The organism is Paenibacillus thalictri (genome assembly GCF_004307995.1).
GTDB classification, from domain to species: domain Bacteria; phylum Bacillota; class Bacilli; order Paenibacillales; family NBRC-103111; genus Paenibacillus_AF; species Paenibacillus_AF thalictri.
Map to the genome: position 1 here is coordinate 301475 of NZ_SIRE01000004.1, position 25454 is coordinate 326928.

The following is a 25454-nucleotide window of genomic DNA, read 5'->3' on the forward strand; positions in this document are numbered from 1 at the left end:
AACGCACCAAATCAATTTACAAGGAGATGTGCCGCCAGCGGCGCGTCTCTTTGTTTAAGGTGATGAGGCCAACTTACAATAGCAAGCAACGAAAGGAGAATGCCGGTTGCAGCAATCGCGCGCGAAACGGCTTAAATACTTCAACAATGCGGCGGGGTACGCTTTTATATCGCCGTGGCTGATCGGATTTTTCGTATTTTCGGTCGTGCCGATCCTGGCTTCGCTTTATTTGGCGTTTACGAAATACGATATTTTATCCGCTCCCGAATGGATCGGGGTCAAAAACTTTACAACGATGTTTACCGAGGATCCCCGCTACTGGAAATCGGTACAGGCCACCCTGCTGTTCGTGTTTATCGCCGTGCCGCTCAGACTGGCGTTTGCCCTTGGCGTTGCCGCACTGCTTAATGCGAAGCTGAAAATGGTCGGTTTGTTCCGCGCGGCCTACTACCTGCCTACGCTGATCGGCGGCAGCGTGGCCGTTGCGGTCATGTGGCGGCAGCTGTTCGGCAGTCAAGGCGCATTTAACTCCTTCTTGGGGCTGGTGCTCGGCTCCCCGGTTAAGGTAAGCTGGATCACCCACCCGACGACTGCGATCATCTCGCTGATGCTGCTGTCGGTGTGGCAATTCGGCTCCGCTATGCTCATTTTTCTTGCGGGGCTCAAGCAAGTTCCTGCCGAATTATACGAAGCCGCCACGGTGGACGGCGCAGGCGCATGGCAGCGGTTTCGGCGCATTACGCTGCCGCTCATTACGCCGGTTATCTTTTTTAACCTGGTTATGGGGATTATCAACGGGTTTAAGGTATTTACGGAAGGGCTGATCATTACGGGCGGCGGACCGTTCGACAAGACGTTGTTTTACGCGTTGTACCTTTACGAGAAGTCGTTCCGCTATTACGAGATGGGTTATGGGTCGGCGATGGCATGGGTATTGCTGACGACGATCGCCTTATTCACGGCGATTATATTTATGACATCCAAGCATTGGGTGTATTACGACTCGAAGGGGGATTAGAGCGATGGCCGGCAAACGCACATTCAGGCAAATAAGCAGCGTGCTGCTGCACATCTTCGTGACGCTGTTCGCCCTGCTGATGATCTACCCGCTGCTGTGGATGTTTTCCAGCTCGTTTAAAGATACAAGCGAAATTTTCGTCAATGCCCACCAGCTCATTCCGACGCATTTTAAATTCAGCAACTATACAAACGGCTTCAAAGGTTTCGCCGGCATTTCGTTTTCCGTCTTTTTCAAAAATTCGTTTATCATTACGATTTTATCGGTCGTCGGCACGGTCATTTCCTCTACTCTCGTAGCGTATGGATTTGCCCGCATTCGCTTTAAAGGCGCGGCGTTCTGGTTCGCCTGCATGATGATGACGATGATGCTGCCCAGCGAAGTGCTCATTATTCCGCAGTACATCTTTTTCCAGAAAATTAACTGGATCAATACGTTTCTGCCGCTGATCGTGCCTTCCTTTTTCGGCGGGGCTTTCTTTATTTTCCTGCTGGTGCAGTTTTTGCGCGGCATTCCGCGGGAGCTGGACGAGTCGGCGACCATTGACGGCTGCGGGGTATTCAGCATTTTCATCCGTATTCTCGTGCCGCTGCTTGTGCCGCCGATCATCACCGTCTCGATCTTTAAGTTTTACTGGACGTGGGACGATTTCTTCAGCCCGCTGCTGTATCTGAACTCGCCGAAGCTTGCCACAGTATCGCTGGCGATCAAAAACTTCTCCGACCCGACGATGCAGACCGACTGGGGCGCAATGTTCGCGATGTCCGTGCTGTCGCTGGTGCCGATTCTGGCCGTGTTTATCGCTTTCCAGAAATATATCGTGGAAGGCATCAGCACGACCGGGCTGAAGGGGTAGCCGGTTGGGAACATGTAAACCCGCGCTTATGTTTCCCGGCGCCGCGCGTTTTTGTCACATGACCTAGCGGTATAATTGTCTATACTTGCCGGGATTCATTCCTACCGTTTTTTTGAAGGATCTGGAGAAATTAGAGGCGTCGTGATAATGAAGTTTTCCCGCAATTTCGGCCAATGTCATTTCCGTTTCAAGCAGCCATTTCCGGGCCGTCTGAAGCCGGCATTCGGCAAGATGTTCGCTGAAGCTTTTTCCCGTCTCCCGTTTGAACACCCTGCCCAAATAAGTAGGATGGTAATTCAGCAGCTCGGCGCAGGTTTCCAGGGTGATATCCGTTTCCAGGCGTTCTTGGATCAGTCTGAGGACGCAGCCGGATATGCTTTGGAACCGGCGTTCGTTTACCTTCTCAAGCTGCTCGATCATAGGTTCAATCATGGATTGAAACAATAACTCCTCGACTTCCTTGCGGGAGTGGAGTCTGTACAGACGTTCCAGCCATGGCTGACTTTGACCGGAAATGTCCAAACTTCCGCCGGACTCCACAAAACAGCGGATCACACTGGAAACAAGCCGAGCCATAATCAGCTCATATTCGGTCGAAGAACGATACTCCGCAAATATTTGCTTCAGAAACAAATGCAGCCTTTCCTGCGCCTCGTGCCGGTCCGCGCTTTTGATAGCTTCAAGCAGTCTCTGCTCGAGATATTGAGGATACAGAAGCTGCCCTCTGCTTGAACGGTCGATGTCGCGGTAGTCGATAATCGCTTCCGAACCAAGCTTTAAACGGTAGGTCAACGCCTGCTGGCTTTCATGGAAAGAGCGTACCGCCTCCTGCAATTGATCAAAGGGAAGGCTGATCCCGATACTGACCGGCAGATTCAGCCAACGCCGAATCTCGCTCTGAATGAGGCTGGCATATCCATCAGCCAATTTCCCCATCTCGTCAAACGGAACCGCGGTCCTGCACAGAATCGTGACTATACTGGAATTTGTGAGAACCGATCCGATCTGCATGTCCTTCGGAATCAGCTCTTCGATGACATTGTGACAGGCAAACAACAATAAGTCGAAGTCTTTGCCTTCATAACGGGTTTCGTCCAGTTCGTCGATTTCCACCGATAAAGTGCAAAAGACGGATTCGTGCGCGTTAAATCCGAAATAGTCGATTTTTTCGGCAATTTCCTTTTCTGCGGCTTCCCCCTTAAGCAACTTAAGGATGAAAAACTGCTTCAATTGGGGCAACTGAAGCCTCCACTGCCGGCGAGAATGCAGAAGGTCGTCAACGCTGTCGTACATGACTTGAAACTCGTCGCGGCTCGTTGCCTCGCGTTCCGGCTCTTCTCTCTTGATTAACGAAGCGTACAGCCGATAAATCGGTTGATACAGGTTGCGCGAGCCGGCATAAGCTCCAATGGCAATTACCGCAAGAACGATCACGATCAGCACAAGCGTAATACGTCCGATCGACAAGCTGTCCGAAATAATAGCCTCTTTCGGTACTTCGGCTACAAACAACCAATCGCGGTTGGTCGACTTTCGGTAAAACACAAGCTGGTCCTCCGATCCGTCACGATAAGCCAAATGTCCGGAATCCTCGGCGTGCGCGCGAATGCTTTCAAGTAAAGACGGGTCGCCAGCCTCTCCCGTGCGCTTTCCCCAAGAATCGTGCACAACTTGACCCATGCCGTCTACGATCAGCAGCCGTCCTGCATGCTGCATCATATCGCTGCCGAGAGCGTCCAACGACAGGCTTAGCGTAAGCAATCCTGAAGGCTGTTCGGCATATTGGGGAATTTTCACAACATATTGCAGCAGCGTAGAGGAAGAAGTTGGACGGATGCTCCAAAATGCCGTTCTGCGGTCATCCAGCACATCGCGAAACATCTCGGAGTATTCTACCGCGTAGTGGGAACCTATCGTCCCATAAGTGCCGATTCTCCAATTTTTGTATAAACTGATAAGATTCGCCTCTTTGATATCAGACTGAGCGAACTGGACGTATTTGATGCCTTGTTCCAACTGCTGAATGATCTCAAAGTCCCGCTCATCCAGGCTCATTCGCATAGCCTCGGTGGTCAGAATCGAAGAGGCCAGGTGATTGGCCAGCTTCTCCGATACGGCTAGCTTCTCCTCTATGCGCAGTTGAAATTGCTGAAGCAGATTCATATTACTTAACTCGGATTTCTCCAAAGCCGATGCCGTCGATTTCGAATAAGCGAAGTAACCCAGAACAAGAACGGGAACGGATCCAATCAGCATAACCAAGGCAATCAACTTTAGAAAATAACGATTTCTCCACATGCCGCGCCCCTCCTTGTGCCTCATGTCCGTTCTTGCCCCGACTCGGCTGCACTTCAAACCATCACTTGCCGCGCTCGGCGTATTGCTTGCTGTACTCTTCGATCACCTTATCTCCGCCGGCTTTTTTCCAATCATCGATCGCCTTCTGGAAACCCTTTTCGTCAATAGCACCGAGCAAAAATTTATTCCGGGCATCCTCGATATTTTTATCCAGCGTGCCGCCCATCTCGGAATACGTCTTCGATTCAAGTCCGTTGGTCATATTCAAGACGGCAATTTTGTCGTTCTCCGCTTCAACCTGCGCATAACGCTCGGCGAGTCCGCTTAGTTCCGCAGGAATCAGCTTGTCCTCCAGCATGCGCAGCTGACGGTAGCTGCTGAAATGAACGGTATCCTTGGTCAGATCCTTGGCTTTGCCGTTCACCATAGTGTAATCGGTTCCCTCGATCCCCCAGCGCAGAATATTTTGAATCTCTTCCCCGCAAATTTTATCCAGGAACGCGAGCACTTTCTTCAAATCTTCCTCGGTCTTGACCGTGTTCTTGGGAATCAGGTTAATGCCGTTATGCCCGCTGCCGCCAATGACCTTCGGGCCGTTCACGCCTTGAATTTGAGTAATCAGCTCGACCTTGGCTTGCGGAAACAGCTTGGTCAAATTGCCGTAGGTGCGATCCAATATGTTGTACGCGCCTATAATGATGCCTGCTTTGCCGCCGGCAAAGTTCTCTTCGCTTTGGTTGTTTTTGGCGATAATAAAGTCCTGGTTAATCAGCTTCTCGTCATACAGCCGTTTAACCGACTTCATCGCTTGCATATAGGCAGGAGTCATGAAATTAGGAACAAACACGCCCTTCTCTATTCCCCATTTGTTATAGCCGCCTTGCCATAAATTCATATAGTTGAGAACGTATAAGGCCGAGGCGTCCGTGAAACCGTACGTATCTTTTTTGCCGTTTTTATCCGGGTCCTGTTCCGTAAATGCTTTAGCGATATTGTACAAATCTTCCGGCGTCTTTGGCAAGGGCAGCCCCAACGCGTCAAGCCAGTCCTTGCGGATAATGACAGCCTCGCGGGAGAGCGGCCGATAGCGGTAAATGCCGTATATTTTGCCGCCATATTTGGTTCCGTCCAATATTCCCGATTCCATCCTTTTCAAGTTGGGGTAAGCATCCAAGTAAGGCCCCAGCTCCCAAAAGACGCCCGACTTCACGGCGTTGCTAATAACCGGCATCCGGATATCGGAGACGCTGAGCACCTTGGGAAGATCGCCTCCGGCGATGGACGTGTTTACCTTGTCGGAGTACGCTTGGGACGGAACCCAGTTGATGCTGAGCTTTGTCCCTGTCAAAGCTTCCACCTTTTTGATCCGCGGATCGTCGGCTTTGATCGGTTCCGGCGCAAATAGCTCCGTCATCCAAGTTACTTCGAACGGCGCTGCGGTCGAGGCGGACGCCGGGCCCTCCTTGTCCGTCTTCGCCGGCGCGGCAGCGTTTCCGCAAGCCGATATCATGGACACTACTGCGAAACCCATACACAAGCGAAGAGAAGCTTGTTTCATATTCATATGAAGATCGTCTCCTTTTTCAAATTCGTGCAGTGAGCCGCTATCCTTTCACCGAACCTAAAAGCGCGCCTTTTGCAAAATGCTTCTGGATAAACGGGTATACAAGCAAAATCGGAACAGTTGCCACGACAATAACCGCCATTCGGACCGTTTGGGGCGGAGGCACAAATTCGCTGCTCCAATTGCTGGAATCGCCAAGCCCGCCGGTCGTCACCAAAACCACCTGGCGAAGCAGCACCTGCAGCGGCCACAAATCGGCTTTGTTTAAATACAGGATCGCGCTCATGAACACATTCCAATGACCGACGGCATAAAACAAGGATATCGTTGCCACGGACGGCAGTGATAACGGAATGACGATACGAAACAAAATACCGAGCTCATGGCACCCGTCGATCTTTGCGGACTCCTCAATGCCTTCCGGCAATTGTTGAAAAAAATTTTTCATAATAATCAGGATAAATGCTCCAATCAATCCGGGGACAATCAGCGCCCATAACGAGTTCAACAGCCCTAATGCTTTCACCAGCAGAAACGTCGGGATCATGCCCCCGTTAAACAGCATCGTGAACAGCACCATCAGCATAATGGCGCGACGGCCCTCCAGCTCCTTCTTGGCGAGCGGATAAGCCATCAGCGTAGTAAATATGACGTTCAGAACCGTTCCTACTACGGTCAAGAATACGGTTACCCCCAGACTTTGAAGCAGCTTCCCTGTCGAGAAAACATATTTGTAAGCATCAAGCGACCACTCGGTCGGGAACAAGACAAATTTTTTCGTCAGCAGCTCTTCCGGGGATGTCAAGGAGCTGGCGACGATATGCACAAATGGCAGCACGCAGAGCAGTGCGTACAATCCCAACAGGATCATGTTGAGTATGTCAAAGACGCCACGCTGATCACGCCTATTTCTGAGCTTGCCGCTAATCATATTAATAGATCCCTTCTTCCCCGAATCGTTTGGCTATGGCGTTCGCCGCCATGACAACCGCTAATCCGACGAACGCCTTAAACAAGCCGACAGCGATGCTGTAGCTAAATTGCCCCTGCTGAATACCTGTTGTATACACATAAGTATCGAACACTTCGGACACGCTCCGGTTCATTGAATTTTGCATGAGAAAAATATGGTCAAAGCTAAGCTCCAGGATGTCGCTTACCTTGAGAATCAGTAAAATCACAATGGTGCTCCGAATCGAAGGCAACGTTACATGCCACAGCTGCCTCCAGCGGCTTGCACCGTCAATTCGCGCCGCCTCGTACAACTGCGGGTCCGTTCCCGCCAATGCGGCAAGATAAATAATGGTTCCCCAGCCGGCATCGCGCCATATGATCTGCAGCACGTACAGCGGACGAAACCAGTCCTCACTGAGCAGGAAATTGATCGGCGCGCCGCCCAGCCGTCCCACCAGTTCATTGATGACCCCGCCTTCCGTAGTCAGCATAATATAAGTCAAAGATACGACAATCACCCAGGAAAAGAAATGCGGGATGTAAATAATCGTTTGTACGATGCGCTTGTACATCATCCGGCCGACCTCGTTCAACATCAGCGCAAGCACGATGGGAACCGGGAATACGAAGGCAAGATTCCAAATAAACAACGTGATCGTGTTTTTGAATAACAACCAGAAGTCCGGATCGGTAAACAGGCGCCGAAAATGCTTGAAACCGACCCATTCACTTCCCGTTACGCCTAACGCGGGCTGGTATTCTTGAAAGGAAATGACGACACCCCACATCGGCACATACTTGAAAAGCAGGAAAAAAACAAGCCCCGGCGCAAGCATCAAATAAAACCATTTCTGCTGAACGATTCTGCCCATTCTCCCTGAATAGGGCCTCCGTCTTTCACTCCGTAGCGCGGGATAGGCCTTCATTGCTTGCATATGTCGTCCTCCATTCTCATTCATCTGAGCGAAACGTCATGTCATCAATCAAACAATGGATCGCCTGTCTGCCGCTGCCACTCCTTGATCTTCTCTCTCATTTGAAAAACCCTCATCTGATATGCGGCATCGCCAATCAAATTGCACGTTTCGGCGGGATCGTCGTTCAGATTGTACAATTCGTCTTCGCCGATGCTGCTGAAGTTGTATTTCCACATATCCGGCGTTATAACAGTCCGCACTTTGGCGCCGATGGCCCGTTCCGCCTGCTCCTCCGTGGCCATATGATTCCAGCACGGGAGCATAAAACCTTTCTGCAGATGTCCCTCAAGTCCGCATTCGGAACCGTTCCATTCCACAAATACATGGTCGCGTACGCGCGCAGCTTGCCCTTGCAGAAAAGGAAGCAAGCTCTCCCCTTGCAGCGGCGCGGACGTATGCTGGCCAAGCGCCTCCAGCAGCGTGGGCACCAGATCGATTTGACTGACAGGCTCGCGAATGCGCGCCGGCTTCAAACCCGGAACTTTCAGCAGCAGAGGCACCTTGATCGCCTCCTCAAACATGACGCATTTGGCCAGCAGCCTATGGCTGCCCATCATATCGCCGTGATCGCTGGTGAACACAACAATGGTACGATCGGCCAGGCCGCAATCCTCCAACGTTTGGAGAATGACGCCCAGATGCGTATCGACCAAACTGACCAATCCCCAATAATGGGCGATCATCTTCCGCCAATCGTCTTCCGTTTGCAGGGATAATCCGCTATGCCCATATTCCAGATAGGCCTGATGAAATAAGCGCGTTTTCAACGGGTGCTCTTCGGACAACATGTGGCCAAAATTAGCGGGCAAAACGACCTTGTCGGGGTCGTATTGCTCGTCACGCGGCCCGAAATAGGGCATATGCGGCTCTAAGAAGTTCACATACGCAATAAACGGATTGTCCTCGTTCTCGCGGATAAATCGCGTAACTTCCCGCGCGGTATAAGCGGGTTTGCCGTGCTCTTCGGGCAGTCTCGCACAATAATCCCGACTGAAAAACTCAAATCCGTCCTTCGCAATTTTATCGGGTTTGAAGCCTTGTTCCACCAGATAGTGATGATAGGACGAATGGATCTTTTGGTCCCGTCCATTGGAGTAACCCATGCGATAGCTGTCCTCGTAGCTAACCCATTTCCGGAAACCATGTTGAGGAAACACCTCATCTCCTAGATGCCATTTACCGAAATAACCGGTGCGATAATCGGAGAAATCCCCCATTTCCGGCAGACAAGGCAGCTCCATATCCAGAGGGATGTTATTGGCAATGCATCCATGGACATGGGGGTACAGACCTGTCAATAAACTAGCCCGTGAGGGGGTGCATACCGGTTGTGTGACATAAGCATGCTCAAACACGACGGATTGATCGGCAAGCTTGTCCATGTTTGGAGTGTTAATGATCGCATTACCATAAGACCTCATTGTGGAAATACTCTGCTCATCGGTAAACACAAACAGTAGATTCGTTTTCCTTATCGTCAAAAAAGTCATCTCCTTTCTATTAGCATATTGCGATTGTTGCACAGGAACCCTTTACAAGCCATTGTCCGTTCCAAACAACTTAGACTTTGATATCATAAATTGTCTTCACACAACCTATTGTCATCAAGAAGACATTCCGGATCGGATGATGCTGGGGCTGCCGCTCCATAAAAAAATCCCCCGAATGGGGGATATATCTGGAAAAAAGGAGATCAGCCGAGTGTGATCCACTCCGCAGCGCGCTGCAGCGCCTGCACCCGGTTGTTTACCTCCAGCTTTTTGTACACATTTTTAATATGGGATTTTACGGTTTCACTTGTAATGTTAAGGCGGAGGGCAATTTCCTTGTTCGATAATCCTTGGCTGATCAACTGCATAATTTTTAGTTCCTGCACGGTCAGGTTGTGCGGTTGTTGTTCCGCATCAGGCGTAACACGCAGAGCTTGAAGAAGCTGCTTAACATAAGCCAGAGAAACCGGGCGGGGATTTTTAAGCCCGCTTCCTTGCTGCTGCTTTAAGTATCCGGCTAGCAACGCCTCCATGCCGGCCCCTTCATCCATAAAGCTGCGGATGTACCCTTCCGGTTCCGAGAGCTGCAAAGCAATTTCCAATTGAGCGAGCGCCGCCTCGGTTCGGCCTAAACGGTGAAGTATGACGCTTTGCAAGATAAGTGCCTTGATCCGGTCCCGGAGACGCCCCTCCTTGCTTAACAATGGATTCAACCGTTCCAATAAATACAGCGCGTCTTCCATCCTCTCACACGCTGCAAGCACTCTCGCCAAAGCCAAATGCTCCTGTACCCGATACAGCGAAACTTCATCCGTATGCGACAAACCGCATCTTTGCAGCCACTCCTGCGCATAGGAACGAGAGCCTTGGCGCAGTGACAGGCACGCCTCTTCCGCTTCGATACTTCGCATAAATAATTCATTGTCGGGAGAATCGATCTGCGCCTTCAACTGCTCAAGCAGCTCCGACGCCCGGCCCGGGTTGCCCAGAGCCTGCTGAATCCGCGAAGCGCTGATCATGTTATGAATCAAAATCCGCGCAAAAGGCTTAATATCCTGACGCCCTATTGCCTGACTCACGTACCGGTCCGCTTCTTCCAGCCGGTTCCACTCATACAGCAGTTTGCTATAAGAAGCATACAGAAGACCGACAAAAGGATAGTTTTCTTTCTGTTCCCATACAGCAATCCATTTGGACAGGAAAGCTCCGCCCGCATGCAGATCGTTGATAAACGCCAAATGATCGTCAAACGCATCATACCCTTGGTATCTGTTGCGTCCCATCGTTTGAAAGAAGCTGCCTTCCGGCATATGACGCTCCACCAGCTCGAAATATTCAGACGTGCGGGCCAGGTCCTTCTGAAGATAAGAAGTAATGGAACAGAAGAAGTAAATATTGCCCATCGCCCTGTTCCATGCGGTGTCGCCCCATCTTTCCCGCATCCCTTGAAACCGCACAGTCGCTTGTCCCACTCTTCGGAAGGCGGCTTCCCATTCTCCGACGCCCAGCAAAACCGATATATAGAACATCTCAATCATCGGCTTGTCCGCAAAAGCGTTCTCCGGCAGTTTCGAGACCCATCTATGAAGTGCGACACTTTTGGATTGCACTAACGTATGGAGATTTTTCTCAATAATCCGCACGGCATCTGCAAATTGTTCTCCTTCTAAATAATGCTCCACAGCCTCTTCGTCAAATCCGTGGTTCTCCAGCCAGATGGCCGCACGATGATGCGCCTGCAGCCACTCGCGCCGGTCTTTTTTGAACAATAGCTGCTGCAAAAAGTCGGAAAGCAAATGGTGATACCGGTACCAGTTTCTATGGTCGTCCAGCGGAATAATAAACAAATTCAGCTTCTCTAATCGTTCCAACTGCTCTTGGCCGTTCGTTTGGCCTGTCACAGCCTCACATAAGGAGTCGTTCATACGGTTTAAGACGGACGTTTGCAATAAAAAAGCAAGAGTAGCCTCCGATTGATAGCGAAGCACTTCTCTGAGCAAATAATCCGATATATCGCGCTGCCGGCCGCTAAACCGCTGAATCGTCTCGGTAATATTCTCGCTCCGCTTTAGAGAGATTGCCGCTAACTGCAGGCCGCTGATCCAACCTTCGGTTTGATCGAACAGCGCTGTCACTTGCTCATTGGTCAGCAATAAATCGGCCGTATCCCGAAAAAAGACAATTCCTTCATCCAATTGAAACCGTAAATCGTGTGCGAAAATCTGGTTGCATTCGCCTTTTCCCAAAAGCCTGGACGTAGGTATGGCCAATTCGGTACGGCTTGCGATATATACGTGAATATGTGACGGCAAACGTTCGAGCAGCTCGTACAATGAACGATGAATGTCAGGAAGCTCAATGAAATGATAATCGTCGATCACAATGGCCAGCTCGCCGGTTAATTGATTGAGTTCATTCAGTAATGCGGGGGTCGTATGCTCCAAATACACCAAAGCTTCTTTCTCAAGAGCATGGGTGACCGTTTGACCAAAACCCGGAACTTGCTCTTGAATAGCAGCGGTGAGGCAGCTCCAAAACTGGGTATATTCATTATCCCGCTTATCCAGCGAAACCCAAGCCGTAAGCGCCCCGTTTTGTCTGACCCATTCGCTTAACGCTGTCGTTTTCCCGTAACCGGCCTGCGCGGAAAGCAGCGTTAGCTTGGTCTCCATCCCTTCGTTCAGCTTCCGTATAAGCCGCGGCCGGGATACCAAAGCTTTACGCACATGAGGGACATGAAGTTTTGTGCTTGGAATCGCCGAGATGTCTACTTCAGCATTCCGTTCCCGCTCCACGGGCGTCATGCCAGGAGGCTGCTTCTCTCCATGCCCGGCAAGATTTCCCGGCTTTATCGCGGGTGGTGCCGTTGCGGTAACTTGCTGTTTTTTGCGGACTTTATCCAGCGTCTGTATCATTCGCTTGACGGTTACGGGTTTCAGCAGGTAATCCAATGCGTTCACATCAAAAGCTTGGACCGCGTAATTGTCGTATCCGGTCACAAAGACCACATCGATAGAAGCATCAAGTTCACGAAGAAGACTGGATAACCTCATCCCGTTAATTTCCGGCATGGAAATATCCAGAAACGCCATATCCGGCGGACTTTTCTTCGCATATTCATAAGCCTCCCACGGGTCCAGGGAGGTATGGCAAATTTCGATCCCGCCGATTTCGGATAAAACCATTTCCAGACGTTCCACCGCTAATTCTTCATCATCCACGATCATCGCTCGCAGCATCCGCTTCATCCTCCATTTTGCTTGGCCGTGTAGGCAGGAATGTTGAAAATTACCTTTGTGCCTATTCCTACCGCACTTTCAATGCGAATGCTTTTCCCGTAAAGCAGCTTGAGCCGTTGGCTGATGTTCCATAACCCGACGCCTTTCTTACTCGCATTCGATTGCAGTATCTCCTCTATTTGTCTTTCGCTCATGCCGCAGCCATTGTCCTCAATGACAAAGCTGACTGCGCCGTCCGCTTCCGTCCTTATGGATATTTCCACAGTTCCCCCGCGCAAATTGGACATCAGACCATGCCTTACGGCATTTTCCACCAGCGGCTGGAGGATCAACGGGGGAATCCGGGTATCCGGATTGGCGGTTACATCGTATTCTACAAACAATCTGGCGCCAAAACGCACCTTTTCGATGTTGAGATACGCTTTGACGAGCTCCAGTTCATTTTCTATCGTGGTCAGGCAATCCAATTGTTTGAAGTCGAAGCTTTTCCGCAAATACTGCGAAAATTCCAGCGTCAATTCCTCCGCCTTACGAGGATCCTTGATGCACAATACCGCAATGGAATTCAGCGTGTTGTAGAGAAAGTGAGGTTTGATCTGAGAACGCAGGAAGGCGATTTCCGCATCTCTCGCTTCGGCCTGCAACTGCCGGTTTTTCTCTGTTATTTCTCGCACCGTTTCTTTGATATATATGAAGAACAACACAGAGGATATGGAAATAATTGTATATATAACCTGAACCTGAAGAAACTTAAACGAAAATCCGTCAACCCAAACCCTCGTTATGCCTCCGACGAAACAGTAGCAGACGGACAGAAGCAGCGCCAGCAGCAGCCTCTTATTTTTCCCCGCCGCGGCAAAAAAGGTTTGGGCGTATATAATCGCTGCCATGCTGCAGAGAAGGGTCAGAATGGTCGTATAAACGCCCGAATCGACTCCAAGATAAATCCGGTACAAAATGATGAGCGCAGATAAACTGACGCCCGTTCTCCAGCCGCCATACAACGTCCCAAGCAATAACGGAACGATTCGTATGTCCACACGAATTCCGGAGGTAATATAGGTTGGGAAGGACATGCACAATAAGATGGACAACCCCCACGATACCGCCTGGATGATCGCTGCGTAGTGCTGTATTTTGGATTTTTCCGCAAAAAATATTTCGAAGGTGAAAATTAAAGTGGTTATTAGCGCAAGCTGCAGCAAAAAATCCTTCGTGATGTTGAGATCCATAATCACTGTATCACCTTTACCTGTTTAATGTACGCCATTCTGGATGGGCCGCGGGGCCGCTGACCGTTGAACATGTCTGCGTATACACCTGCACCCGTGCCTGCCTACAATTCGACCCTTACGATGCGGTCCTGCCTCCAGCGAAACACGCTATACAGCAAATAGCCGATCGCTGCGCCCAAATAGTTTAAAATCACATCGTCCACATCGCCGCTGCCCACCCGCAAAAACGTCTGCAGCAGCTCCAGCGCGACAATCGCCGCGATAAAAATGAACGAAAACTTCCAAAACCTTTCGCATCCCTTAAATATGTACGGCATTAACCAGCCGAAAGGCACAAAAACCCCGATGTTGCCTACAATATTGATAACCCACATCTCAAACTGAAAAGCATTAAAGTGCACAAAATACCGCTCGATCGTTCGAAACGGAATCAAGTTGTAGCGCAGCTCGGCCGCTGTCTGTTCGCCCCTGTGAAATCCGAGAAACATCCAGTACAGCAGACATGCGCTGTAGCCTATAAACACTATCCAAGCCAGCAGCTTGTTTAATCTCACGAAGTTCGCCTCCATAATCTGTACATGCCAAAAGTGAGCAGCAAAAACACTGCATAAACAAGCGCCGCAATCAGCACCGTTTTGATATCCGTCAACACGTTTTCCCCGACAAACGCATACAGCGCCATGCCGGGAATTTTCCCCAACGCCGATGCGGCCACATAAGCGCTGAACGGAACCGCGGCGACTCCGGCATAGGTGTTGACCAGAGCCTGCGGGATGATCGGAATCAGCCTGGCGAACAGGATCGCAAAGAAGGCGTTTTGCTCTATCATGCGGGTAAACTGCTCGAGACGACGGAATCGGGCGATGTACAACCTTCCCCTCTCATGAAAATAATATTTCACAACCGCGTACATCATGACTGATGCCGACAAACCGCCCAGCCAACTGATTAACGCGCCGCCGGTCAAGCCGTACACCAAACCCATAATGGCGATGACGATACTGTATGGAATAACGGGAATCAACGCAAAAAACGTAACAACCAAATACATCACAACGACCGGGGGCTGGCTGTTGCGGAGCCAAAATAAAATATCGTCCTTATATAACATCGTGAGTGCCGCAATTATCGCATACACGGCGACAACGTACCAACGCTTCATAGATGGCTGCTCCTGCTCCTGCTCCTGCTCCTGAATCGGCTTTTTGTCAACGTATGGCTCCTTAAGATGGCATCGGGAGAAGTCGCGTCCGAATGAAAAACACTTGGCCATTCCCCGTACTCCGAGAGTCCGTATCTCCATAGTGTATCCTGCCAAGCATCGCCATACAAGATCATGCCGGTTAAATATCGGAAAACGGTAAAAAATGCACCCTTTAGAATCATCGGATTCACCGGAGAGGGTTATCCGATATTCATTCTAAAGGGTGCATTTCAGACTTCGCATCCGGCCGCTTTTTCATGCGGGCCGGCATGTATACATAAAGACCTGTGCGGCTTAACGCTAATTTTTGGAGGCGGCCGCTTCTTTTTCCACAATCTCTAACTGCAGCGACCGGCTGTCTTTGGCGCTCTGCTCGGATGGCGTTTTGACCGCCCACCATCTGATGCGGACTCTTGTCCGTTCCGTCTTTTGCATGACGCGAACCCCGATTCGGAATGTGCCCTTCTTCGGGTAATGAATCATTCCGATCTTTACCTCGGGGAATTCGGAGGCATACTGGCTGTCGTGAAACACGTCCTGCGGGCCGTAATAAATGGCGTCGCTTTTATTCCACATCTGCGGCAATGCGGCTTCGCTGTCGTCCTGTTCGTCCGACAATCCGGCCGTAATCAATACGGCCCCGGCACCCAGGCCATGAACAATTTCTTCCGAGTGGAAATTTCTTTGGCGGCGCTCATACCATTTCTTTTTCTCTTTTGGCATAATCGATATTTCGACAATACCGGTTGCGATCTGCTCTTCCTTGGCCGGCTCCTCGTCTTGTCCGAACATCTCCCGGAAATCGTCTTTAATGTCGGGAAATCCGGACGGTTGCTCCGAATGGGGCTGCTGTTCCTCCACGGCGCGGACCAAGGACGGTTCAAAGCGGGCTGCCGATCTCAGCTGAGAAGAGAATATTTTATAAAGCATCGTCGGATTCAGAACATAATCATCAAACGGAATACGCTCGACACTATCTATCGCATAGGTCGCTCCCATCTGCAGCAAATTGATTTTGGCCAAATATACGCAGGGATCGGCCGGCGAATCGATAGCTCTGTCCAGCGAACGGGCATAATAGGCTTCAAGCATGCGGTGCTCGGACGGTTCGTCGCTAATTTCGACGTTTTGCCTGACTTGGGTTAAATCGTAAATTAACCTGTCGCCGACAACAAGACGCGACGTACCGCTTTTAGCGGCAATGGTTCCATGATCCTTGGTGCGTGGCGGCAACGCCGCGGATACCCGCATGCGGATCGTGACCGTGTAGACGGCCTGGCCCCCATCCGTCGGCTCGGCGAATTTCACGAGCCCCTCGGGAAGCAGATCAAGCGGCTCCACATTAGCCCACTCCGGTTCATACTGGAATTCGACATGAGGCGTCTGCAGCGTCTTCTCGATGGTCAACCGCAGATCGAAGATCTGGCCGGGCTGCAAGAAACGGGGCACCGACTGCAATACCCGCACATGCGCATCTTCGTACCAGATCGACGTATCTTCGATCAAATGGTTGTATTCCTGCAGGGCAGGCGCTGGCGGCTGCTCCCGAATGAACAACCTGTAGCTTTCGAGAATGCGGTTATGCTCACTCACTTCGTCGCTCCGGCCGGAGGCTCCGGCGATGGAATGAACGGGCTCCTTGCCCTTCTCATCATAAGCGATGCATAAATACACATTTTTGGCGTAATCGTTGTTAGTAAACCCTTCCATCATTGACAGCTTCATCGCTACCGGAGAAGGTACGACGATTTCGCGCCCCAGTTGATCGAGCGCCACGCCTGTCTCTACCGAGACCGACTTATCGTCGACAGCCACAGCCTGCAGACCGGATACGACACCGCTGCCGAACAGCAGACGGTTGGTCAACCTCCGCTTATCGGAGTAATAAGACTGCTCAGACATAAAATCCCGCACCGTCAGAAGCTTACCGTAAAAGTAACGGTTTCTTTCAAACGGAAAGTATCTCGGTTTGTTCATGTTCTTCCCCTCTTTGCTCATTATTCCAGACGAGAATCTATACCCAGCCTCGTATGTTCGTTGATCCGGCTATCCTGCCCGACATCGATGGTGATCGTATGATGCGGCATGGAAGAGCGCCCATCCAGCGTCAGTAAAGTCGGCTCCGACAACACTGTGTTTAAGCCCAGATAAGAGTGCAAATCCATAAATACCCATGGCTGCAAAATGACCAGCTTGCCGACGGCAAACGCGGGCTTAAACGATTCAATCAATTGCTGCAGCATAATCCGCTGCATATCCGTTTCGGCGTGCTCGGGTTTGACCAACACATTAAAGACACCCGGTTCTGCCGCATACAGCCGTTCTGCAACTTCGCCAAGCTCCGGGTTTTCCTTAAGCGGCTTTACCTGCTCATATTCGAGAATAATCGGCTTTTCTCCGGTATAGATCGAAATGACGGTTTCCATTGCATACTTGGTGCCGCGAAGCCTGTACAACGTCGGCGCTTGCTTTAACAGCGCCCTAAGCTTCTCCTCCGGCCAGTTTGCTTCCGCTTGAATGCCAAGCCAGCTAAACAGCCACCGCAAGGACACTCCGGTAGCCCCGTCGGCATCAAACGCACGCGCGGCTTGATCTATTTTATCGTCAGTTTCTTCGAGCATGGTCTGAAACAAACTTAAATACCGGTCGAGGAAGTCTTTGGATCGCTCGTCCTGTTGATAAATCGAAGGCAGATATTCCAAATACGACCTTCTTGGAAAATGGACTTCCAAACTGTGTATGACAGGCGTGTGCGCCTCGGAACCGATTAACTCCAGGTATACCCATATGTAACGTCCGCGGGCTCTGAACAACAAAGCGTCATACGGATCCCGCAGCGGTTCCGACCATACAGACGCCAGAGCCGTCAGTTTGGTCTCCGGCGCAACTTCCGTATCGGCCAGGTAACTGTCCAGGTTAAGCTTTTTCCCGCCTATTATGAATTCGGGCTCATCCGCTGCCAAAAACCGCACATTAATCTGCGTGTCGTGTTCTCTTCTGGCTTCCATCACAATCTTGTGCCACTCCGTTCCCGGAGCGCCGCTATCCAGCGAATCGCTGAACCATACGCCCAACCGGCGGCCGAACGGTTTCCAGACTGCGGTTTCCAAAGCCGGCTTCAGCATATGGATGCCTGTTTTGGAAGGGTCCCACAATTCCAGCGAATGGCTGCGGCTAATCAGACGCGTACCCGACCGGTTGCTGGTCACTCCCCGTTCAACCAACTGGCCGTCTCTTCGTACACGCAGCAGCTCATATTCAATAACCGCCTGCGGATTACGGATGAGCAGCCAAGCCGTGCCGGAGCCCGCATCGCATACCGCCAGCAGTTGTCCCGGCAAGGCCTCCGATCGCGGGACGATCGCCGCGTCGCCCGATTCCGCGTCAATGGCGGCGACAAGCTGCGCTTCCCTATCGATCAGCCAGCCGTGTCCGTTCTCGCCAAACGATAGCTCAAACCGGTCATCGGCCGTTCGCGGGCCTGCCGTTTTATCAAGCGGCAGAGCGAGTTTCCGTGCCGCCATACCCGCATGATTAAACCACAGCAAATGCAGCCGGTCTTCGTCCGCCAATTCGGCCAAAATGACCGTATCTCCGCCTGGGGTAGCGGCAATGGCATGTCCTCGAAACGGCGTATCCCGCCAAGCGGCCGCCGTCCACTTGAGCTGCGCTTGATCGGACACGATAGCCTGCAGCGGCTCTGCCGCTTCGGGGTCCATTATGACGACCGAATCGGCTGTCACCGCCAGCCGGGTTAACGGCCCCATGGCCGCCCCGCCGGATGTTAGCAAAGCCTCCATATGTCCGCTGGAGAGCTCCGCATGCCAGATGGTTCCCACCGCATCAAGCAACAGCCATCTTCCGCTAGGCTCCGCAACCGCATCGCGAAGCGGCAGCTTCAGCAGCGGATTAGCCAGCTGAAACGTACGCGCATACCGGTACAGCTGGTGCTTCACGATCGATAGTCCATGTTGAGCCGACACCAGCTGGTGAGCTTGACCCCGCCTCCAGTCGGGAGGACGGCGGAATGAAAAAAAACGTCGGTCACTCATAGCCAGTCCCCCTAACGATTCGAAGTGATAAACTCAATTTCATGTTCTCCCGATACCGCTAATCCGTTCGGAGGGATGCGGATATCTCCGCCTTCCTCACGAAGCACATTGTTGCCTTCCGCCATCAGCCAGACATCTTGAATGTAAAGAACGCCGGGAACGCGGTGAACGATGTCATAGACGTCGCTCTTATGCACCGTACGTCCGAAATCCCAGCCCTCAGACGACCCGTCGTCGCCGTATGGCTGCAGCCACTGTTTCAACGCTTGCACCACATCCGTTTCCCGCCCCTCATAACGGGGGTCGATGACGATCACGGCCCGTACTGTGATTTTTACATATTCGGGAGGAATTACATACAGCGTTGTCGTTAACAGACGGTACGGTTCAAGATGGACGCGAATGGTTTGAATCATCCCGTCGCTGGGCAGTGGACACGGCCGGTTGCTGTATGGAACGACAACGACGGATATAGATCCAAGCGACCGTTCTTCCGCGTGGCTGCGCAATGCCGGCTTATAACCCGGCAGGGCCTTTACCCTGACGACACGCAGGCCGGGAATTTCTTTGACCAGCCGTTCGATATCGTCGGCAGTGACCCCGCATTTCGGCTCCAGGACCATGCGTTTCACGCGGTTCATCGCTTCCTTGACCGTCTCGGCTTCCGCTCCGCCGTACGCAGGATACAAATTCGTCACCTGCAGAGGATACGTCAGATCCGTTTCGCGGATCTTATCCGCCATGACGTTGCCGGCGGCGCCTCCGCCGCTGCGGAAACCGATGATGCGGATATTTGGAAAAGGCATAGCCGGCGGCACAGCGCCGTGAAGTCCGTCCGAAAATCGGATAACCCCGTTTTCCCCATCCACCATATAATGGTAGCTGTCAGGTGAAGATTGATCGAAATCGGCTACCCGCTCCCAGTCATACCATACGATTTGGCTTGAATCGTCGGCGTACCATCCGACCTGAAGACGAAGCTGATCCGCCAGCATCAATTTGTTATTCACCGCAACGGTCTGCGCGGAAATCCCTGTTCCCCGGCCGAGCTTTGTACGTTCGTCAAACGAAGGAATAACGGCTATCGCCCGAATGCACCGCTCCCCCTCGGGAAGCTGAGTTTCGCCGTTAAACGATAACCACGCCTTCCCTTCAACCCGGTGAACCGTATAACGATCGGGTTCGATATCGATCCAGCCGCCGTCCTCCAGCTTAAATTGAACATAGACAAGACCGTGCAGAAACAGCGCATGGCGCAGCGTAAATGCCGGCGGCTCTTCCTCCGCCGGGTCTTGCTCGTCGTCCGAACGAACCGCTTTCGCCGTATGATCAAATCGTTCCTCGATGCAATGGGTTTCGACTTGCGCTGCAAATACTTCATTCCAGATGAGACGGCTAATTCGCGGCGGGTCGTCGTATATGCCTTCGCTAAATCGGGCCATCAGCCGGTATACCTGGCCCGCATCCTCCGGCAGCTGAAACAGAATAGGCCCGCTTTGGTGCAGCCCATACGATTCATCGCGTTCCATATCGATAAGCTCCCAGCTTCCTTCGCCGGCCTCTATTTCCCGCCAATACAACCAGTCTACTCGTGCGGAGGGAATAAAGCCGCCATAACGGGCGGGGATCCGGTAATCGGGCTGGCGATTGGCCAATTCGAACCATAACGATAAAGGCATCTGCACCGGCAAGGGCCGATCGCACACAAGCTCCATGCTGGTTCCGGCTTCCCCTTTGGATCCGAACGAAAAAAAAGGCGCACTGCCCGATTCGAAATCATCGGCAATTTCGCGAACGCCATCTTCGGAATGAACGAATACCCGCCAATTGGAGTCGGCAAGCACGGTAACCGGTCTGACCGTTTCAAACGGCAGCTCCCCCACGCGGAGCAGCGTACCCAACGGAATCAAAATCGGGTGCGGCGCGCCGGAAAAACTTATGGACGTACTCGCAGCTTGTCTTTCAAGCGGCGCCTCTCCCAGCAGTTTCAGGAACTTACGCTCATGGCCATCTGTTACACGGTCCAAATGATACTGCTGCATCTCGATGTGCCAAGCCAGCATTTCTAGCAGCGTGATGCCCGGATCGTGCGCGTTTTCGTCAGTCCACTCGGGCATGATGCCGGGGATCAAATCCCGCATCTCGCGAACTAGCTGTTCGAAGGTGCGGTCATCAAGATTCGGTAACGGCAGCATGGCAAGCTCTCCTTTCTGCTATCCTGCGAATTTTTCACATTTATAAAATAATTCCGCAGCACCGGCGCGTAGCTGCGTGTTATTTCTTCAATTCCACGGAAATCCGATGCTCGCCCGGTACGATAATGCCATGACGGATTTCCGCCATACGCTCAAGCTGCCATTCGATCCGTTCGCCGTATTCGGCCTTGTATACATGTATGGCAAGTTGAGGGATATGCACCACAGGGCTAACCGATTTCAACAGCGAGTAGAACATCGAATGATGCACCGCTTGGCCGATATCCCAGCCGCGCCCGTCCGCATTGCCGGTCAGCGGGTCCAAGAAAGCCTGCAGCTTGCGCACAATTTCACGTTCGGCAGGGACCACTTCATCCATGCCACGCACCCAGACCGTCGCTTGAACGCAAATTTCCAGCAGCGCGGGCTCCATCACCTGAAGGCTTCCGGGAAAGGCCATCGTCGCAGCGGACTGGGCAAGTAGCTTCTCTTCCACAGTCCGTTTCAATTCCTGAAAATGCGCGCCGTTGCCAAGTCCCGACTTCGGTAATACGACAATCGACATCGAGCCGGGCTCAGGCTCAAGTTTGACGTTGACATTCGGCAAACATTTGACCTTGGCTACGTTCTGATGCGCTTCGCGCGTCAACCATTCGTAATCCTCCGCCGTTACGGCACGGCGCAAGTGGGAGAATCGTTTGGGCCCGCGAACAATCGCTTCTTCCACCGTTCCCGAATCGCAACCGCCTGCCGCTGGCAGCGGATTGGTTACCTGATCGATAAAAGCAATGGAGTCCTGCAGCTTCGTTATGGAATGGACCGGCACATTGCCGCGTTTGCCGCCCCCCGTGGAATAGGTCACACGCACAGTGTCCTCCCCGGAAAGCGGCGGTTTGCGCCCGGCTGCGCCGTTTCCAAACATTAGCCGTCCGGTCGCCCGGTCGATCATGTAATGGCGGTCATTGGCGCGAGAACGCAGAAACTGGTCCGCCCGCTTATAACGGACCCACACGCGCATTATATTTCCTTCCGAATCGCGGATCACCTCAATTGCCGAATCGGCCCGTTCCAGCTCGGATATTTCTTCAGCAGGCAGTCCGCCGGTTTCGTCCACCCATACCTCTTCATCAAGCACGGGAGTTTCGGAAAGCACGAAATATTCGTTTGTATGTACCTCGGCGGTCTCATAAGTGGTTACGCGCTGCGGCAATTCATTGCGCACGGTCTTCTGCTGAACGGCAAGCGTCGTATTCAGCGTCATACTTAACGCCCTTGGCACATTGCCCGCTTCATGCGGCTCGTCGTAACGGCCGTCACGGTTAAGCACCCGAATCCAATACTTCTCGGCGCCAAAATAGGAAGCCAATGCAAAATCATGCGGCCCTATAAATTGCACGTCGCCGCTTCGAGTCAGCCCGTTGGTCCCATCCGCCACAGCCAGCGGCGCCCAGACGGCGGAATTGCCCGCAGCTCGTAAATACTCCCATTCCAAAAAGGGAATGTCGTCTGCCGTTGTACGGCGCTGGTTCAAGGTGACATACATGCTGATCGGACCACGCACCGGAGGCGCGTCGAATCCCAGCCACATCGCCGGATAACGCCCTTCCAGCCCGACGAATGGACGAAAAGTGACGCCGCCTGTGGACACTTCCACAGTGCGTTCCTTTTGCTCCAGATTGTTTTGCACAAACAGACGCTGCGGCGGATACAGCGGTTTGACGTAGCTGTAGCGAAGCCGCATCCCTTCCATGATCGGCGTGTAATAAATGGCGTTGGGCGAATAGGCATTCTGGATTTGCACAATACGGCCGCGGATCCAGAAGCTTTCTTCAGCGTTAACGAAAATCTCCTGCAGATCTTCCGGGCAGACAAAAGTGAGTTCGCGTTCTTCGATGCCTTCCCAAGGATCGCTGAACAGCTTTTGCGCTTCTGCGCTGACAGGCAGTTTCACCCATGCGGTGCCGTTCCAATATTCCCACTGCACACTCGATATGGTCACCGGATCGGGAATTTCTGTCTTGTCGACCTCGTGGCGCTTCATAATCATCTTCCAATTGATTTGCGGAGGTCTGCCGGGAATCAGCCGGTTTTGCTGAAAAGACAGCCGGAAGCGAACCGTAATGTCGGCGCCCCGCTTGGAGAACGCCTCTTTATTGGCGATGTAGAACAAGCCGTAATGCGCGAAGAAATCGCCGAACGGCTGACAGCCGTCCTCCGCATCGACCTGAATATCGTTAAAATACAGTCGATCGGGCAATATCCCGTCGGTATCGGCAGCTGCCGCAAAATCGCTTTTCATCACGAACCGGTCCATCTGCACTTTGCTTAATAGAGCGCCGCCGGACGATTCATCCAGCGACATCGCGCGGCAACGGATCCAATAACCGTAATGCCCGTTGAAATCAAAAGGATCAATGCTTCGTTTCTGCAGCTTGACGAGCCGGATGACCCCGTTGCTTCCGTAAACGCGATCAAAAGGCAGCCATTCTCCGGCATGATGATATTCCCACTTCACCTTGCCTCCATCGGTAAGCAGATCGACCGTTTCATTTACCGCATATTCATTCACCGCATTAAAAAACAGCAGCTCCACATACGCCGGATGATCCAACCGGAACAAAAATCCATGCTGCAAATACATCGCATGCGACTGCAGATTATCGCCTTCCATTCCGAATAAAGCAGTGCCTCGGCCGTCCCTCGCCCATTCCAGCGGCGTGCCGTCTCCCGCCAGTCGAACGATCCGATCGTGCCGCGGACTCATCGTCAGTAAATCGGTCAAACGCGCCGTAGTCAAAAGGACCGGGCGCGCAGTTTCGAATAGAATCGGCACCGATTCGCCGGGGACGGAAGCGGCCAGTTGCGTTCCCTTCTCCACATAGACGGATTCGGGGGTGCCTTCCGTCAAACGGAAGGTGACCTGCGCCATCGCCGGGCGAGCCTGGGCCAACTCCACATGGAAGCGATTCAGAAAAGAAAGAAAGCTTTTATAAGGAACCTGATTTAGCCGCCGGATATTGCCCTCAAGCATATGCGCGAACATCAAGGACAAAGCGGTCCCCGGATCCGGATCATCCGGACTGAAACTCCATTCCGGCGTATAAAAAGGCGCCATCAACCTGATTTGCTCCGTTAATCGAGCCATATTTCGTTCGTCTATGACCGGGTAATGGTTGCTTGTCCCCCCGCCCGCGCTTTGATTTGGCATATAGATCTCCCGTTGCTTTAATTTGATCCCTCATATAGGTAAAACGGATACACTTGGTTAAATAAATTGTTCGTGCTTCTCACTTCATATTGCACTTCGATCAGCAGCTTTTCCTCCTGCTTGCCATCCCGTTCGACGCGTACCGTCACTTCGTGAACACGGGGCTCCCAGGTGCGAATCGCCTCTTCGACCTCCGCTTCGATCAGGCTTAGCGTCTTGTCGTCATTCCCCTCGAACAAAAACCGGTCAATCCCGCAGCCGAAGTCGGGACGCATCAGGCGTTCTCCTCTGGAAGTCCATATAATGACACGTATGGCTTCGGCTATGTCTTCCTCGTAACTGGACTGCTTGATCCTGCCCGTCGTCTTATCCACTTCTATCGGGAATTTCCAACCTTTGCCCAAAAATTGTTTCGACATGGCCAGCCCCCTGCAGCATTAATTGATTTTGACCATCGTGCCCTTTAACGTAATCAAACCGTCCGATTTTATATTGACCGCGGCAGACCCTTTCAGATCAAGGGTGGCGGTAGCTTCAACGGCAACTTGCGTTGATTTCAGCTTAACGCTTTTGGTGCTCTCGATGACCGCATCGCCTTTATTGTTAATCGTAATTTTCGTTGTGCCGCTTTTAATCTCGATTTCGTTGGCGCTGCCGCCCTTAATGGTAATCACATTTTGGCCGCTGCTTTCTTCCAGCGTAATCGTATCGTTTTTCTCCTGCAACTCCAATTTGTGGCCTTTTTTGGTTTTGACGGATATTTTGCCTTCGTTCTCCTTGTCGTCAAACGTAACTTCGTGACCGGAACGAGAGGTCAGCTTGCGGATGTTATTTTTTTCGTCTTTGCCGGCAGGCGGCGGCTGGTTCTTGTTCCATAAGCAGCCGATCACAATAGGCTCGCGGATGTCTCCCATCTGAAAAGCCACCAGCACTTCATCGCCGATTTCGGGGATAAACAAGGAACCCCGGTCTTTTCCGGCCATCATCGTTGTCATTCTTGCCCAGTCAAACATCTTTTTATCGTCGATGATCGGTATTTTCAGCTTTAGGCGCCCCAGATTCTCCGGGTCCTTGTTGTCGGCTACAATTCCGATATAGACGCCGTTGACAATGCTCAGCATCTTGTCGTTCATCGCATTTAATGAATCAAAAAGCCCGCTCATC

17 protein-coding genes are annotated in these 25454 nt (G+C 52.0%); 2 read left to right on the forward strand and 15 right to left on the reverse strand.

Annotated elements, in window-relative coordinates:
• Positions 1–106: 106 nt before the first annotated feature.
• Positions 107–1018: a carbohydrate ABC transporter permease gene (locus EYB31_RS05905; RefSeq protein WP_131012356.1), complete on the forward strand. Its 912-nt coding sequence runs from the start codon at positions 107–109 to the stop codon at positions 1016–1018.
• Positions 1019–1022: 4 nt separating this feature from the next.
• Positions 1023–1874 (forward strand): carbohydrate ABC transporter permease, encoded by an 852-nt coding sequence (locus EYB31_RS05910; RefSeq protein WP_131012357.1) that lies wholly within the window; start codon positions 1023–1025, stop codon positions 1872–1874.
• A gap of 63 nt (positions 1875–1937) precedes the next feature.
• Here EYB31_RS05910 and EYB31_RS05915 read toward each other — a convergent pair whose 3' ends face one another.
• The 15 genes from EYB31_RS05915 to EYB31_RS05985 all read right to left on the reverse strand — a co-directional run bounded on the left by EYB31_RS05915 (position 1938) and on the right by EYB31_RS05985 (position 25423).
• Complete coding sequence (locus EYB31_RS05915) at positions 1938–4172, reverse strand: helix-turn-helix domain-containing protein (RefSeq protein WP_165452239.1); 2235 nt, start codon at positions 4170–4172, stop codon at positions 1938–1940.
• 61 nt (positions 4173–4233) lie between these two features.
• Complete coding sequence (locus tag EYB31_RS05920; RefSeq protein WP_131012359.1) at positions 4234–5736, reverse strand: extracellular solute-binding protein; 1503 nt, start codon at positions 5734–5736, stop codon at positions 4234–4236.
• 40 nt (positions 5737–5776) lie between these two features.
• A complete protein-coding gene (locus tag EYB31_RS05925; RefSeq protein ID WP_240762108.1) occupies positions 5777–6607 on the reverse strand; it encodes a carbohydrate ABC transporter permease in 831 nt (276 codons plus the stop codon).
• A gap of 61 nt (positions 6608–6668) precedes the next feature.
• Positions 6669–7562 (reverse strand): ABC transporter permease, encoded by an 894-nt coding sequence (locus EYB31_RS05930; protein ID WP_420819425.1) that lies wholly within the window; start codon positions 7560–7562, stop codon positions 6669–6671.
• A 107-nt stretch (positions 7563–7669) separates the two neighbouring features.
• The gene (locus tag EYB31_RS05935; protein WP_165452240.1) at positions 7670–9148 is read right to left on the reverse strand and encodes a sulfatase-like hydrolase/transferase; all 1479 of its coding nucleotides are present in this window, start codon (positions 9146–9148) and stop codon (positions 7670–7672) included.
• A gap of 212 nt (positions 9149–9360) precedes the next feature.
• Positions 9361–12396, reverse strand: a complete 3036-nt coding sequence (locus tag EYB31_RS05940) for a winged helix-turn-helix domain-containing protein (protein ID WP_165452241.1) — start codon at positions 12394–12396, stop codon at positions 9361–9363.
• Positions 12397–12401: 5 nt separating this feature from the next.
• A complete protein-coding gene (locus EYB31_RS05945) occupies positions 12402–13628 on the reverse strand; it encodes a sensor histidine kinase (protein ID WP_131012364.1) in 1227 nt (408 codons plus the stop codon).
• A gap of 104 nt (positions 13629–13732) precedes the next feature.
• Positions 13733–14185: a VanZ family protein gene (locus EYB31_RS05950; protein ID WP_165452242.1), complete on the reverse strand. Its 453-nt coding sequence runs from the start codon at positions 14183–14185 to the stop codon at positions 13733–13735.
• Positions 14182–14904 carry a TVP38/TMEM64 family protein gene (locus tag EYB31_RS05955; RefSeq protein ID WP_165452243.1) on the reverse strand — a complete coding sequence of 241 codons (723 nt, stop codon included), beginning with the start codon at positions 14902–14904 and terminating at the stop codon, positions 14182–14184. Before EYB31_RS05955 ends, EYB31_RS05950 begins: the two co-directional genes overlap by 4 nt.
• Before the next feature lie 231 nt (positions 14905–15135).
• The gene (locus tag EYB31_RS05960) at positions 15136–16812 is read right to left on the reverse strand and encodes a hypothetical protein (RefSeq protein ID WP_131012367.1); all 1677 of its coding nucleotides are present in this window, start codon (positions 16810–16812) and stop codon (positions 15136–15138) included.
• Between the two features lie 20 nt (positions 16813–16832).
• Positions 16833–18887 carry a phage tail protein gene (locus tag EYB31_RS05965; protein ID WP_131012368.1) on the reverse strand — a complete coding sequence of 685 codons (2055 nt, stop codon included), beginning with the start codon at positions 18885–18887 and terminating at the stop codon, positions 16833–16835.
• An 11-nt stretch (positions 18888–18898) separates the two neighbouring features.
• On the reverse strand, positions 18899–21082 hold the full coding sequence (locus EYB31_RS05970; RefSeq protein WP_131012369.1) for a putative baseplate assembly protein: 2184 nt from the start codon (positions 21080–21082) through the stop codon (positions 18899–18901).
• Between the two features lie 79 nt (positions 21083–21161).
• Positions 21162–24290: a baseplate J/gp47 family protein gene (locus EYB31_RS05975; RefSeq protein ID WP_131012370.1), complete on the reverse strand. Its 3129-nt coding sequence runs from the start codon at positions 24288–24290 to the stop codon at positions 21162–21164.
• Between the two features lie 17 nt (positions 24291–24307).
• Positions 24308–24709, reverse strand: a complete 402-nt coding sequence (locus tag EYB31_RS05980; protein ID WP_131012371.1) for a GPW/gp25 family protein — start codon at positions 24707–24709, stop codon at positions 24308–24310.
• A gap of 18 nt (positions 24710–24727) precedes the next feature.
• Positions 24728–25423, reverse strand: coding sequence for a phage baseplate assembly protein V (locus EYB31_RS05985; protein WP_240762110.1), 696 nt, complete (start codon positions 25421–25423; stop codon positions 24728–24730).
• Positions 25424–25454: the final 31 nt, after the last annotated feature.